Annotated in this window: 14 protein-coding genes; 10 read left to right on the top strand and 4 right to left on the bottom strand. The window is 71.5% G+C overall.

All coding sequences use genetic code 11. The features are described 5' to 3' along the window. Positions 1-149: 149 nt before the first annotated feature. Positions 150-1,136 (top strand): LLM class F420-dependent oxidoreductase, encoded by a 987-nt coding sequence (locus ACWEN0_RS27310; RefSeq protein ID WP_451979294.1) that lies wholly within the window; start codon positions 150-152, stop codon positions 1,134-1,136. On the opposite strand, the gene ACWEN0_RS27315 is transcribed toward ACWEN0_RS27310, so the two are convergent. Together ACWEN0_RS27315 and ACWEN0_RS27320 are read right to left on the bottom strand one after the other, a co-directional pair. After that, a complete protein-coding gene (locus tag ACWEN0_RS27315) occupies positions 1,133-1,528 on the bottom strand; it encodes a rhodanese-like domain-containing protein (protein ID WP_451979297.1) in 396 nt (131 codons plus the stop codon). The two genes, ACWEN0_RS27310 and ACWEN0_RS27315, sit on opposite strands and share 4 nt — an antisense overlap. After that, on the bottom strand, positions 1,525-2,070 hold the full coding sequence (locus tag ACWEN0_RS27320; RefSeq protein WP_451979300.1) for a cysteine dioxygenase: 546 nt from the start codon (positions 2,068-2,070) through the stop codon (positions 1,525-1,527). Before ACWEN0_RS27320 ends, ACWEN0_RS27315 begins: the two co-directional genes overlap by 4 nt. Positions 2,071-2,383: 313 nt before the next feature. Between ACWEN0_RS27320 and ACWEN0_RS27325 the strand changes: the two genes are divergently transcribed. From ACWEN0_RS27325 to ACWEN0_RS27355, 7 genes are all read left to right on the top strand, one after another. Then, positions 2,384-3,205, top strand: coding sequence for an ABC transporter ATP-binding protein (locus tag ACWEN0_RS27325; protein WP_451979303.1), 822 nt, complete (start codon positions 2,384-2,386; stop codon positions 3,203-3,205). Positions 3,206-3,259: 54 nt separating this feature from the next. Beyond that, complete coding sequence (locus tag ACWEN0_RS27330) at positions 3,260-4,039, top strand: enoyl-CoA hydratase/isomerase family protein (RefSeq protein WP_451979306.1); 780 nt, start codon at positions 3,260-3,262, stop codon at positions 4,037-4,039. A 4-nt stretch (positions 4,040-4,043) separates the two neighbouring features. Next, positions 4,044-5,009 carry a class I SAM-dependent methyltransferase gene (locus ACWEN0_RS27335; RefSeq protein WP_451979309.1) on the top strand — a complete coding sequence of 322 codons (966 nt, stop codon included), beginning with the start codon at positions 4,044-4,046 and terminating at the stop codon, positions 5,007-5,009. Position 5,010: 1 nt separating this feature from the next. Then, positions 5,011-6,171 carry a THUMP-like domain-containing protein gene (locus ACWEN0_RS27340; RefSeq protein WP_451979312.1) on the top strand — a complete coding sequence of 387 codons (1,161 nt, stop codon included), beginning with the start codon at positions 5,011-5,013 and terminating at the stop codon, positions 6,169-6,171. 82 nt (positions 6,172-6,253) lie between these two features. Further along, complete coding sequence (locus ACWEN0_RS27345) at positions 6,254-7,018, top strand: HAD family acid phosphatase (RefSeq protein WP_451979315.1); 765 nt, start codon at positions 6,254-6,256, stop codon at positions 7,016-7,018. A gap of 64 nt (positions 7,019-7,082) precedes the next feature. Beyond that, on the top strand, positions 7,083-7,463 hold the full coding sequence (locus ACWEN0_RS27350; protein ID WP_451979318.1) for a DUF427 domain-containing protein: 381 nt from the start codon (positions 7,083-7,085) through the stop codon (positions 7,461-7,463). Between the two features lie 16 nt (positions 7,464-7,479). Further along, positions 7,480-8,310: a LysR family transcriptional regulator gene (locus tag ACWEN0_RS27355; protein ID WP_451979821.1), complete on the top strand. Its 831-nt coding sequence runs from the start codon at positions 7,480-7,482 to the stop codon at positions 8,308-8,310. Position 8,311: 1 nt separating this feature from the next. On the opposite strand, the gene ACWEN0_RS27360 is transcribed toward ACWEN0_RS27355, so the two are convergent. Then, the gene (locus ACWEN0_RS27360; protein WP_451979321.1) at positions 8,312-9,277 is read right to left on the bottom strand and encodes a chitinase; all 966 of its coding nucleotides are present in this window, start codon (positions 9,275-9,277) and stop codon (positions 8,312-8,314) included. A gap of 374 nt (positions 9,278-9,651) precedes the next feature. Here ACWEN0_RS27360 and ACWEN0_RS27365 point away from each other — a divergent pair, with 374 nt between their 5' ends. Further along, positions 9,652-10,593 (top strand): SDR family NAD(P)-dependent oxidoreductase, encoded by a 942-nt coding sequence (locus ACWEN0_RS27365; RefSeq protein WP_451979324.1) that lies wholly within the window; start codon positions 9,652-9,654, stop codon positions 10,591-10,593. A gap of 10 nt (positions 10,594-10,603) precedes the next feature. Continuing rightward, the gene (locus tag ACWEN0_RS27370) at positions 10,604-11,134 is read left to right on the top strand and encodes a GNAT family N-acetyltransferase (protein WP_451979327.1); all 531 of its coding nucleotides are present in this window, start codon (positions 10,604-10,606) and stop codon (positions 11,132-11,134) included. Between the two features lie 74 nt (positions 11,135-11,208). Here ACWEN0_RS27370 and ACWEN0_RS27375 read toward each other — a convergent pair whose 3' ends face one another. Next, the gene (locus tag ACWEN0_RS27375) at positions 11,209-12,633 is read right to left on the bottom strand and encodes an FAD-dependent monooxygenase (RefSeq protein WP_451979330.1); all 1,425 of its coding nucleotides are present in this window, start codon (positions 12,631-12,633) and stop codon (positions 11,209-11,211) included. Between the last annotated feature and the right edge of the window lies 1 nt (position 12,634).

A 12,634-nucleotide genomic window follows, 5' to 3' on the forward strand; every position in this document is an offset into this window, starting at 1 on the left:
CGGCGAGGTCGGCGGCAGTACGCACCCGGCACCCGCGCGTGGTCGTGGCCGGGAGCCACTCGGCGACGCGCGTGGTCCGGGCCTGACCTGGAGTTACTTCAGGTGGAAATCACTGCGCGCCCGGCCGGTGGCGGCGTTAAGTTGGCGGCATGCGCTTCGGAATGTTCGTCCCGCAGGGCTGGCGGCTCGACCTCGCCGGCATCGACCCCGCGGACCACTGGAAGACCATGCTCGGCCTCGCGAAACACGCGGAGGCCGGGCCCTTCGAATCGATCTGGGTCTACGACCACTTCCACACCGTGCCCGTCCCGACCGAGGAGGCCACGCACGAGGCCTGGTCGCTGATCTCGGCGTTCGCCGCCGCGACGGAGACGGTGCGGCTCGGGCAGATGTGCACCTGCATGGGCTACCGCAACCCGGCCTACCTGGCCAAGGTCGCGGCGACCGCCGACACCATCGCCGGCGGCCGCGTCGAGATGGGCATCGGCGCGGGCTGGTACGAGCACGAGTGGCGGGCCTACGGCTACGGCTTCCCGAGCGCCGGGGAGCGCCTCGCCCAGCTCGACGAGGGCGTGCAGATCATGCGCGACCTCTGGACAACGGGGAAGTCCACTTTGGACGGTAAACAGTACCGGACCGACGGCGCGATCCTGAGCCCGAGGCCGCCGCAGGAAGGCGGCATCCCGCTGTGGATCGCCGGCGGCGGCGAGAAGAAGACGCTCAAGATCGCCGCGAAGTACGCGAAGTACACGAACTTCGCGGCCGACCCGGAGACGTTCACCCGCAAGTCGGAGATCCTCGCGCAGCACTGCAAGGACGTCGGCACCGACTTCGACGCCATCGTGCGCTCGGCCAACCACAACATCGTGCTGGGCGAGACCGAAAAGGACGTCCAGGACAAGCTGGCCTGGCTGCGGTCCCACCTCGGCAAGTACATCGAGGCCGACGCCGTCGAGCGCTGGGCGGGCAACTTCGAGAACAGCCCGACCACGGGCACGCCCGAGCAGGTCACCGAGAAGCTCGCCGCGATGGGCGAGCGGGGCATGTCGTACGCGATCTTCAACTTCCCGGAAGCCGCGTACGACCGGTCCGGTATCGACTTGTTCGCCGAGAAGGTCGCCCCGGCGCTCGCCTAAGGCACCGCGGGACTGCCGCCGGTCTCCACCGGGAGGCCGGCGGCGGCCCACGCGCGGAAGCCGCCTTCGAGGTCCGTCGCCTTGCGCAAGCCCAGTCGCTGCAGGTCGGCGGCCGCGAGGCTCGACGAGTACCCCTCGTTGCACAGCACGACCACCGTCGAGTCGGCCGTCACGCCGGGCAGCCGCCACTCGCTGTCCGGCGCCAGCCGCCACTCCAGGTGGATCCGCTCGACGACCACCGCGCCCGGGATCTCGCCCTCGGCCTGGCGGTTCGCCAGCGGCCGGATGTCGACGAGCAGCGCGCCCGCTTCCTGCAGCTGGAGAGCCCGCGCGGGACCGACGCGGTCCAGCCCGGACCGGGCGGCGGACAGGAAAGAATCGATGGCGCTCATCCGTGGACGATAGCGGGCAGCGGCGGGATCTCCGCCGGGACTTCGGCGAGCGTCGTGTACTCGCGCGTCGGCACCAGCGGCGGCGAGTACGCGTGGACGCTCGCGGCCGGCGCGTCGCCGATGCCGGTCACCTGGTGGGCGCGGCCGGCGCCGAAGCCGATGCCCTCGCCGGCGACGTGCGTGCGACGCCGGATCGGGCCCCCGGGGTAGCGGTACTCCTCGCCCAGCTCGCCCTGCAGCACGGTGAACGAGCCGGACGCGCCGCCGTGGTCGTGCGGCTTCGTGCGCTGGCCGGGCAGCCAGGACAGCAGCCACAGCTCGACGCCGTCGGTGAGGGCCAGCCGGGCCCACCACCGCCGGTCTTCGTCGAAGCGCAGGATGTTCTTGACGCTCGAGGTCAGTTCGGTGGTGACGGTGGCCGTCAGGTCGGCCAGCTCACGCGGCGTCCACAGCAGCCGCGAAGGGTGCAGCAGCTGGGGCAGCAGCGGGTCGGTCAGCTGCGGGTGGATTTCGACGGCGGGACGGGTCAGCGAAGTGGTCAACGCGGGTGCTCCTCGGACGCGAAAGGTGATCAGGACGCGAGGCAGCGCGGCACCGCAGGGGAAGATCAGCGAAGCCGCGCCCGCGTACACCCGGCCGAAGCGACGAGGAGCAGGTCGATCGCGCGACGGCGCCAGAACGAGCCCCGGGTGACCGGGGTGGCGTGCACGTCGGCTGACATGGTTCGGATACTGCCACAACGCAGTGGCGCCCGGCACTTCCGGCGTGCGCCGTTCCACGTCGTGGACGCGCTCCGACCAGCCGGTTCGCCGACTCACCCGGGCGGGTGCGCACGCGCGCGCGACGGCAGACAGAATGGGCCTCGTGAGCGAGCCGATCCAGCCCAGCGAACTTGACGACCTCGTGGTCCGGATGGCCGGCGTCGGCGTCCGACGGGGGACCAACGACCTCCTCGCCGGCCTCGACTGGAGCGTGGAGCTGGACGAGCGGTGGGTGGTGCTCGGGCCGAACGGCGCGGGCAAGACCACCCTGCTGCGGCTGGCCGCGGCCGAGCTGCACCCGACCACCGGCGAGGTCGACCTGCTCGGCGAGCGGATCGGCCGGGTCAACATCTTCGACCTGCGCCCGCGCATCGGCTTCACCTCGGCGGCCATCGCCCAGCGCGTCCCCGGTGACGAGCTGGTCAAGGACGTCGTGGTCAGCGCCGGCTACGCGGTGCTCGGCCGCTGGCGTGAGGAATACGACACCCTCGACACCGCCCGCGCGACCGAGCTGCTCGACGCGATGGGCATCGGCAACCTGGCCGAGCGCACCTTCGGGACCCTGTCCGAGGGCGAGCGCAAGCGGACGCTGATCGCGCGCTCGCTGATGACCGACCCGGAGATGCTGCTGCTCGACGAGCCGGCCGCGGGTCTCGACCTCGGTGGCCGCGAAGACCTCGTCGCGCGGCTCTCGGCGCTGGCCATGGACCCGGACGCCCCGGCGCTCGTGCTGGTCACCCACCACGTCGAGGAGATCCCGCCGGGCTTCACCCACGCGCTGCTCCTGCGCGACGGCCGCGCGGTCGTGTCCGGGCTGGTCGACGACGTCATCACCAGCGAAAACCTGTCGAAGACGTTCGACCAGGACCTCGTGCTCGAGCGTTCCGGCGATCGCTTCTTCGCCCGTCGCCGCTAGGGTGGCCTTACCGGCCGGTAGCCTGCTGGCACCTGTTCAACGAGGAGGAGTGACGTGGGAGAGTTCGTAACCCTCGAGGTCAAGGACGGGGTCGGCACGATCCGGCTCGACCGGCCGCCGGTCAACGCCCTGAACGCCCAGGTCACCGCCGAGCTGGCCGAGCTGGCGAAGGAAGCCACCGAGCGTGACGACGTCCGCGCGGTGATCCTCTACGGCGGCGAGAAGACCTTCGCGGGCGGCGCGGACATCAAGGAGATGGCCACCCGCACCTACCCGGAGATCGCCAAGTTCGGCGCGAACCTCACCGGCACCCTCGCGGCCATCGCGAACATCCCGAAGCCGGTCGTCGCGGCCGTCACCGGCTACGCCCTCGGCGGCGGCCTCGAGCTCGCGCTGACCGCGGACTGGCGCGTCGCCGGCGACAACGTCAAGGTCGGCCAGCCCGAGATCCAGCTCGGCGTCATCCCCGGCGCGGGCGGCACCCAGCGCCTGGCCCGGCTGATCGGCCCGAGCAAGACCAAGGACATCGTCTACACCGGACGGTTCGTCAAGGCCGAAGAGGCGCTGCAGTTGGGGATCGTCGACCAGGTCGTCGCCCCGGACGACGTCTACGCGGCCGCGCACAAGTGGGCGTCGCAGTTCGCGAACGGCCCGGCTGTCGCGCTTCGCGCGGCGAAGGCGGCCATCGACGGTGGCCTCGACGTGGACCTCCCCAACGCGCTCAAGCTCGAGTCGCACCTGTTCGCCGCCCTGTGGGCGACCGAAGACCAGAAGAACGGCATGAAGTCGTTCATCGAGAACGGGCCCGGCAAGGCCACCTTCGAAGGGAAGTAGTCCCTTGACCGACGTGAACGACCCGGCGCCCCACCCGCACGCCACCGCCGAAGAGGTCCAGGCGGCCTACGCCGACCCGAAGCTGGCGAACGTGCTGTACCACGACTGGGAAGCCGGCACCTACGACGAGAAGTGGTCGATCTCGTACGACGAGCGCTGCATCTCCTACGCCACCGACGTGTTCAACGCCGTCGCGGGCGAGGACGGCCAGCCGTACCCGACGGCGATGGAACTCGGCAGCGGCACCGGCTTCTTCCTGCTGAACCTCATGCAGGGCGGCGTCATCAAGAAGGGCTCGGTCACCGACCTCTCGCCCGGCATGGTGCAGGTCGCGCTGCGCAACGCCGAGAAGCTCGGCCTCGACGTCGACGGCCGGGTCGCCGACGCCGAGCGCATCCCATACGAGGACAACACGTTCGACCTGGTGGTCGGGCACGCGGTGCTGCACCACATCCCGGACGTCCAGGCGGCGTTCCGCGAGGTGCTGCGCGTGCTCAAGCCGGGCGGCCGGTTCGTCTTCGCTGGCGAGCCGACGAAGATCGGCGACTTCTACGCCCGCAAGCTCGGCCAGTTCACCTGGTTCCTGACGACCCGGGTGACGAAGCTGCCGGCGCTGCGCGGCTGGCGGCGCCCGCAGGAGGAGCTCGACGAGTCGTCGCGCGCCGCCGCGCTCGAGGCCGTCGTCGACATCCACACCTTCGACCCGTCGGAACTGGAGTCGTGGGCCCGCGGCGCGGGTGCGCAGGACGTCCGCGCGGTCACCGAGGAGTTCGCCGCGGCGCTCGCCGGCTGGCCGATCCGGACGTTCGAGGCCGCGGTGCCGCAGGAGAAGCTGACGGTGCGCTGGCGCCTGTTCGCCTACCACCTGTGGCTGCGGCTGTCCGCTGTGGACAAGAAGCTCCTCGCGAAGGTCCTGCCGCGCGAGCTGTTCTACAACGTGATGATCACCGGGACCAAGCGGCCGTCCTGAGTTGGGCTATTCGTTCAGCCTCGGCGACGTCGCCTACCTGCGTTCCGGCGCGGGACAGGCGGCGCTCGCCGAGGTTTCGCCGTTGCCGCTGACCGACCGCATCGCGTCCGTCGGCGCCGTCCGCCGCCTGGTCGGCGAGGAGCATGCGGCCGCGGTCCTGGAAACCGTGCTGCTGCGCCGGAAAGCCGTCGGCAAACTGTCCGCTTCGGACTGGTTGTTCACCTCGGACGCGCTTCAGCAGGCCAGCGCCGCACCCGTCGCCCGGCACCGGGCTTCGCGGCTGGCCGGTCTCGACGTCCACGACGTCACGTGTTCGGTGGGCGCCGATCTCGTCGAGATCGCCCGCGTGGCACGGCGTGCGCTCGGGTCCGATCTGGACCCGGTCCGGCTGGAAATGGCCCGGCACAACGGATCCGCCGCGGGTGTCGCGTTCGGACTCGCGCGAGCCGACGCGCTGCGCCCGGTGAGCCGCGACGGAGTCGTCGTCGCCGACCCGGCTCGGCGTGACTCCGCCGGGCGCCGGGCGTGGAAACCCGCCGACTTCGCGCCTCCTCTCGACGAACTGGTGGCGGCCTACCCGGGCCGTCCGCTGGCGATCAAGTGCGCGCCCGGCCTCGACTTCGCCCTCACGCCGTGGGTCGACGAGGTCGAGCTGGTGTCGCTCGACGGCCAGGTCCGGGAGTCCTGCCTCTGGCGCGGCCTCGGCACCGGCGTCACGCGCCGGGCGACCGTCCTGCGCTCCGACGGGACACAGTGGACGGTCACCGACACCGAACCGGACGACCTGCCCACGCGGGAGCCGGGGGAGTGGATCGTCGACCCCGACGGCGCCGTCGTCCGGGCCGGGCTGGTCCGCCACTACGCGGCCCGGCACGGCCTGTGGCAGCTGGACGAGCGCATCGCGTACCTGACCGGGGACACCCCGCCGCCGGGCGTGCGCGCGTTCCGCGTCCTCGAGCAGGGCCCGTACAGCGAGAAGGCGCTGAAGGCCGTCCTCAAGCGACACGACGTCGGCCGCTTGGAGATCCTGGTCCGCGGCCTCGACGTCGACCCGGACGCGCTGCGACGACGGCTGAAGCCGCGCGGCGAAGCGGAAGCATCCGTGGTCCTGACGCGGATCGGCCACGCGCCAGTGGCTTTTCTGTGCCGGGCCGAAAGGTGAACGGAAACTTTCGAGGGGTGGAACTCCAGGTGAACGTGACGTAGGTTCCCCGGGGTTGGCAAGTCTGCACTGGAGGGTCGCTGTGTCCGGAAAATGGTCAGGTCTCGTCAAGCTCGCCGCCGCCGCGGCCATCGGCGCCACCGTCGCTTCGGGAGCGACCGCGCTCGCGGGCTCGGACGACGCGACGGCCGCGCGCTCGAAGGAGCCGGCCAACATCGGCCAGGTCAAGAACGACGTCAAGGCCTACTACGGCGACTACCTCGACGCCGCGGGCAAGCACCACTACTCCGACACGAGCCGGTTCGCCAAGGACAGCGACCGCGTCGTCTCGGACGCGAAGCGCTTTCTGCAGCAGCAGCTGGGCCGCGTGAAGAACCCGGCGATGGTCCTCGACGTCGACGACACCTCCGAGATCACCTACGGCTGGGAGGCCGACAACGACTTCGGCTTCGACCCGGTCAAGCAGCAGCAGGCGATCGACAACGGCACCTTCACGGCCAACAAGCCGGTGCTGGAGCTGGCCAACTGGGCCGTCCAGCACGGCGTCAAGCTGTACTTCCTGACCGGCCGCAACGAGTTCCAGGGCCCGCAGTCGCTGAAGAACCTCGCCAACGAGGGCTACCCGGCTCCGGCGGGCGCGTTCTTCAAGCCGAAGACCACCGCGCCGGACTACCTGCCGTGCGGTCTGACCTGCAACACGGTCCAGTACAAGTCGGGCACGCGGGCGCACATCGAGGCGACCGGCGCGAAGATCGTGCTGAACGTCGGCGACCAGTTCAGCGACCTCGAAGGCGGCTACGCGCTGCGCCCGGTCAAGCTGCCGAACCCGATGTACTACTTGCCCTGAGCGCGGAATAACCGCCGGGCCCGGAGTGCTGCTCCTCTTAAGCGAACTTTCTCGAGGAGCTGACATGCCGGAGAAGAAGGTGCTGGTCCCGGGCCCGGACCACCCGATCACCGTCGAGCCGACCAAGGCGCGCGTGGTGGTCAAGGCGGGCGGGCGCGTCATCGCGGACAGCCGCAGCGCGTTCACGCTGCAGGAATCCACGTACCCGGCGGTCCAGTACATCCCGCTGGCGGACGTCGACGCGGGCGTGCTGGAGCGAACCGACCACGAGACGTACTGCCCGTACAAGGGCGAGGCGAGCTACTACTCGCTCAGCGCGGGCGAAGTGAAGGGCGAGAACGCGGTCTGGACGTACGAGAAGCCGTACGACGCGGTCGCGCCGATCAAGGACCACGTCGCGTTCTACCCGAACGTCGTGGACTCGATCGAGCTGGTCGAGGACTGACCTGGACCTCGACCTCCTGAGGACGTTCCTGGCCGTCTACCGGGCAGGATCGCTGACCGGTGCGGCACCGTCGCTGGGCTTGTCCCAGCCGACGGTGACCGCCCAGGTCAGGGCACTCGAAGACCAGCTCGGGCGGCAGCTGTTCGTGCGCCGGGCCCGCGGCGTCACCCCGACCCCGGTGGCGGACGAGCTGGCCGGCCGCATCGCGCCGCACGTCGACGCGCTTTCGGACGTCGTCCTGGGCCCGGCCGATCCGTTCGCGGCACCGGTGCACCTGGCCGGCCCGGCCGAGCTGACGACGGCCCGGGTCCTGCCCGCGTTGACCGGCCTGGTCGCGGCGGGCTTGCACTTGAGGGTGACGTTCGGCCTGGCCGACGACCTGCTGGCGGGCCTGGCGCAGCGCCGCTTCGACCTGGTGGTGTCGACGATCCGCCCCCGCGGCCGCGGCCTGACGGCGACCCCGCTGACGGACGAGGAGTTCGTCCTGGTCGGCCGCCGCGATTTCGACGGCGACCCGCGGACGGCGCCCCTGGTCGCGTACGCGGAGGACCTGCCGATCATCCGCCGCTACTGGCGATCGGTGCTGGGCGTGCGACCGCCGTCCGGTCCCGCGGTGGTGATCCCGGACCTGCGCGGTGTCCTGGCGGCCGTGCTCGCCGGGTTCGGCGTGAGCGTGCTCCCGCGGTACCTGTGCGCCGCCGAACTGGCGTCGGGGAAGCTGCGGGCCCTGCTCGACCCGGAGGAACCGCCGATCAACACGCTCTTCGTGGTCACGCGGGCCGAGCCGTGCCGGGCGGGGCCCGCGGCGGTGCGGGACGCACTGCTCGCGGACGCCGCCCGGTGGTGACTCAGCCCGTGTAGCCCGCGAAGATCTTCGCGAACTCGTACGGCGACTGCGGCACGTTGGTGCACTTGTAGAGCGCGCCGGTGCACGCGTTGGCGTCGCGGCCCTGCTCCCAGAACGACAGCATGCCCAGGTGGACCGTCTTGGCGAACGCCACCAGCGCCCTCGCGTCCTTCTGGTAGAAGATCTCATTTTGCGAATCGTTGACCCCGATCATCGGGGTGACGCCGACCTTCTTCCACGCCGCCGCGTCGCTGAGCCCGTACAGCGACTTCAGCTGCGCCTGCGTGGCCTTGGCCGCGGAAATCGCTTTCGCGCCCTGGTCGCCCGCGCCCTGGTAGTAGTCCATCGCCATGATGTTGACCAGGTCGAGGTTCACCCCGGCGTTCTTCGCGGCCTTGACGACGTTGAGCCCGTCGGCGGTCAGGCCGTCCGGCAGCACCGGCAGGGTCAGCGAGATCTTGAGGCCGGGGTTGTTGGTCTGGAGCGTCTTCAGCGCTTGAGAGCGGCGGGCGATCGACGTCGGATCCGCGACGGCCGCGCCTTCGATGTCGAAGTCGGCGTACTTCAGGCCGTAGGCCTTGACGACGGCGTCGTACTCGGCCGCGACCTGCGCGGACGTGCTGCACGCCTGGGCCAGTTCGATGCCCGACGCGCCACCGAAGGAGATCTTGACGTCGCCGCCGGCGTTGCGGATCTTGGTGATCTCGTCCTTCTGCCAGGCGGTCCTCGGGTCGTAGGCGCCGAACCAGCTGGCCTTGCAGCCGTAGGAGTTGACGAAGGCGAGCGTGAAGCCCTTCACGCCACTGGCGGCGGACATCGCCGACAGGCTGGGCGTCGGCCACGCCCCCATGTCGACGTAGGGCCCGACGGGAATCGGCGACCCGGCCGCGGCTCCGGCCGGAGCGGCGAAGCCGGTGCTGACGAGCGCCAAACCGGCCAGTCCGGCCAGCAGGGAACGAAGACGCATGGGAAACCTCCACGACAAGACGCGCGCGGCGGGGAATTCCGGTCATGATTGGTATAGACCATTAATGTGGTCCGGACCATAGGCCGATCGGGGTACCCCGGTCAGCGGGAACCCGGGGCTCTCGTTCGGCGGTCCCACTCGGGGCCATGCTTCCGCCACCCGGCCTTCGCCTTTCGCGCCGCCGGAAGGCCATTGGCGGCCGTCCACCGCGGCCAGGGCCGAGTGCCCGTCATCGGCGGCCACCTGCCTCGACGGCAACCCCGCCCCGCCGACAGCTCGCCCCCGGCCCAACTTCCGCCCCTCGCCGCAAGGCCGCACCAACGCCAGTCGGTTTGACGGATGGCCGCACCGCCCACCCCGGCCACGCTGGGGACATGAGCGAGAACAGCGAAGAACCCCGCCGCTACAGCCGCCGCCGGCTCCTGGCCACCGGCGGGATCGCCGCGGGGGTGGGTGCGGTCGCCGGGGTCGCCGGCGGGGTCGCGTTCGTGCAGGGCGGGGCGAAGACGCCGCAGATCGGGCCGTCGGCCGCGCGGCGGTTCGACGGCAAGGTCGTGCTGGTCACCGGCGCGACGTCGGGCATCGGCCGCGCCGCCGCGGTCCGTTTCGCGGCCGAAGGCGGGAAGGTCGGGTTCTGCGGGCGCCGCGAGAACCTCGGCGCCGAGGTCGAACGGCAGATCCGCGACGCGGGCGGCGAAGCGGCGTACGTGCGCGCTGATGTTCGGTCCGAGGACGACGTGAAGCGATTTGTCGACACCGTCGCGGACAGGTACGGCGGGCTGCACGTCTGCTTCAACAACGCGGGCATCACCATCCAGAAGCCGGTGCACGAGTACACGGCGGCCGAGTGGGACGACGTCGTCGGGACCAACCTGCGCGGGAACTTCCTGGCGCTGAAGTACGAGGTCCCGCACCTGCTGGCGGCGGGCGGCGGGACGGTCGTGGTCACGGCGTCGTCCAACGCCCTGGCCACCGACGCCGGGCGCGGCGCCTACACGGCGTCGAAGCGCGGCCTGGTCGGCCTGGTCCAGACCGCGGCGCTCGACTACGCCGAACAGGGCATCCGCGTCAACGCGCTGGTCCCCGGCACGACGAACACCGAGCTGGTGCGCCGGGCGGGCGGCGCGATGGGCCTGCCGGACGCGGTGTGGGACGCGATGGCGGCGAACTGGGCGAAGACGAACGTGCCCGGGCTGAAGCGGATGGCCACCCCGGACGAGATCGCGGTCTTCGCACTGGCCCTCGCGTCGGGCGATTTCCCCTACATGACCGGCGCTCAGCTGGTGATCGATGGCGGAAAGACCGCGCACGCCTAAACTGTGGCCGGTGATCACCACGGAACGGCTCACGCTGCACGCGTGGTCCGAAGAGTTCTTCGACGGCTTGTTCGCCCTGGCCCAGCTGCCGGAGACGGTCCGCTACGTCGGCACCGGCGAGCCGTGGTCCCGCGAGTACACGCTGGCCAAGCACCGCGCGACGCTCGACCACTGGGCGTCCCACGGCTTCGGCTGGTTCGCGGTCTCCGCGGCGCCGGGGTCGTTCGACGGCGTGGTGTCGCTGGTCCGCCGCAGTGCGACGGAGTCCGGGCTGGGCCGGCCGGCGGTGGAGATGGGCTGGTGGATCGCCCTCTCGGGCTGGGGCCGCGGCTACGCGACCGAGGCGACGACGGCGGTGCGCGACCACGTCTTCGACTCCGGCTTCGCCGAGCGGCTGCTGGCCGTGTACGAGCCGGCGAACAAGGCCTCCGCGCGGGTGGTGGCGAAGCTGGGATTCGCCCCGCACAGCCAGTTCACGCTGGACGGGCGGGTCGAGCAGCGGGCGGTGCTGGACCGTCCGGTCGCGTCCCGGTCATCGTGATCTCGAATCCCAGCCGAAACCGTCCCGGCATGCGCGGCTCCCGAGCCTTCCTGGATACGCCCGTGGTGCCCGGATCAGGCCGGCGTCGGCACCGGGACGTCGCCGATCCAGCGGTGCACCGCTTCCGCGAGCCCGTCCGCGCCGGCGCCGGGCGTGCCGACCCAGGCCACGTGCCCGTCCGGGCGCAGCAACACCGCCTCGATGTCCGAAGTGGACGGTGACTCGGCCGCCACCACGTCGAGACCCGGCCACGTGCCGAAAGACCCGGTGAGATCCAGCAACACCGGATGACCCCGATGCAGCAACGCGGCCAGGTGCGTCTCGCGGCCGTCGACGAGCAGCGGAACGTCTGGCGCGAGACGGCCCAGCCACGGGTGCTCGCCCGAGTCGTAGCTCGCGTCCAGCCCGGTGATGATCTCCGCCAGCGCGCGGTTCCCGGCCGGGTGCGCGGCGACCCGGCGCATCAAGTCGGCCCACGGCTCCGAAGCGCATTCCTCCAGCGCCACCTGGGCCCGGGTGTTCGCGAGGATCCGGGCCCCCGCCGCGTGCCGCTCGGCGTGGTAGGTGTCCAGCAGGCCCTCCGGCGCCGTCCCGTGGACCGTCGCCGCGAGCTTCCAGCCGAGGTTGAACGCGTCGTCGAGCGCGACGTTGACGCCGATCGCCCCGGCCGGCGGGTGGATGTGCGCCGCGTCGCCCGCCAGCAGCACCCGGCCTTCGCGGTAGCGCGAGGCCAAGCGCGCCGCGTCGCCGAAGCGCGTGAGCCAGCGGGGTTCCCGCAGCTCGACGTGCCGGCCCAGCACGGCGTCGACCTGCGCCTGGAGCCGCTCGAGCGTGACCGGCTCGTACTTGTCGGCTGGAGAGTCGTCCTCCCGGACGATGATCCGGACGTACCCGGGCCGCGGGATCACGAACACCGTCCGGCCGTCCGGCCCGGCCGAAACCCCGTGCGGCAGCTCGCATTCGACGTCGCCGAGCAGCGCGAACCACCGCGCGTCGACGCCCGGGAAGCCGATCCCGGCCTGCTTCCGGACGGTGCTGCGCCCGCCGTCGCAGCCCACGAGGTAGCGCGCCCGGAGTGTCCGGCCATTGTGGACGGTGACGGTCACGCCGTCCGCGTCCTGGGCGAACGACCGCAGTTCGTGGCCGCGCAGGATTTCGACGCCGAGGTCGAGCGCCCGCGCCTCCAGCACCTCTTCGACCCGGGTTTGCGGGATGCCCAGCGAGAACGGGTGGTCGGTCGCCGCGTCCGCGAGCAGCAGCGGCCCCGGCAGGCCGGTGACCGGCGCGTGCGGCACCCGGTGGCCTTCGGCGACCAGGCCCTCGGCCAGCCCGCGGCGCGCCAGCAGGTCCAGCGAGCGCGAGTTCAGGTTGAACCCGCGGCAGAACGGCGGACGCTCGGGGTGGCGTTCGACGATCGTGGTGCGAACGCCGGCCAGCGCGAGCTCGGCGGCGAGCAGGAGGCCGGCCGGGCCGGCGCCGGCGACGAGGACATCGGACACG

The organism is Amycolatopsis sp. NPDC004378 (assembly GCF_053602455.1).